Here is a 956-nt window from a genome sequence, read left to right as displayed (position 1 = left end):
AGGTCGAGCTCCGGTGGAGCGAGGACGAGCGAATAGAACCCGAGGACCCGGCCTCCGTGCTCGTCGGCGCCGACGGCCACAAAGGCGCGGTGGGCCTCGATGTAATCAGGACCGACCCGGTAGCCCGCGACTGCGGCTGCGTACTTCCCCTCGTAGGCGCCTGAGCCACGCACGAGCCGCGTGAGCCGTTTGGCGTCCCGCGCGACGGCCCTCCGTATCGTGATCGGCTGGCTGATCAGGGAAGTGCGTGAACTCACCGGGGGAGTATTTCGCACCGGGGAGTGCCTTCGTGCGGCGGGTCGGCTGGCTCGGCAAGGTGCTCACCGCCGCCCATGAGCAGGTGCGCGGAGAGTGACCGCCACCCACCTTCACGCACTCATCAGCGCATGCCCCGGCACGTGCCCACGTACGCGCGGATCATCGTGGCCGAACACGCCCGATCGACGTCGAGCGGTGCGCTCCGGCCGCGGACAGGTCACCGGCGTCCGCGTAGGCCGACAGGTCACCGGCGGCCACGACTAACTCCACAAAAGGCCCGTCGGGACGTTTCCCGACGGGGCTCCGCCGTGTCAGCCGCTATCACGCAGCTGTCACCAACTGGGCGGACCCTCCCAGACGTGAAGGCCATGACCTGCGGTTTCGTGCCCGAGCTGGAAAGACTGGACGCCGTTGGACGGCCGTTACGACCTGTGCCATGTGGTACCGGCACGCGCCGGAGGCGCATCTCATTGAGCACCGTCCTTCCTGCCGCACCACAGGGCCCCACGCACGCGAAGGTGTCTCACCGTCCCCCATCGGTTTTTGCCGGGCCCGGAGTTCTCGCCCTCACTGGTGGATGAGAGAAGCCGAGATCCGGACCATTGACGGGCCAACGAAGCCGCATCAGACGCAAGTTGTGTCGTCGGCACAGGTCAGGGACAGGCAAGCGCCGTACCACCAGCAGACGAAGAACCTGC

At 67.5% G+C, this 956-nt stretch carries 1 pseudogene; it reads right to left on the bottom strand.

From position 1 onward, the window contains the following. Nucleotides 1-257 (bottom strand): annotated as a pseudogene (locus B7L92_RS43410) (GNAT family N-acetyltransferase); the annotation flags it as partial. Nucleotides 258-956: the final 699 nt, after the last annotated feature.

The organism is Streptomyces viridosporus (assembly GCF_002078235.1).
Classification (GTDB): Bacteria; Actinomycetota; Actinomycetes; order Streptomycetales; family Streptomycetaceae; genus Streptomyces; species Streptomyces viridosporus.
Note: the sequence above shows the minus strand (reverse complement) of the source record. Positions and strands in the feature narration are given on the sequence as shown.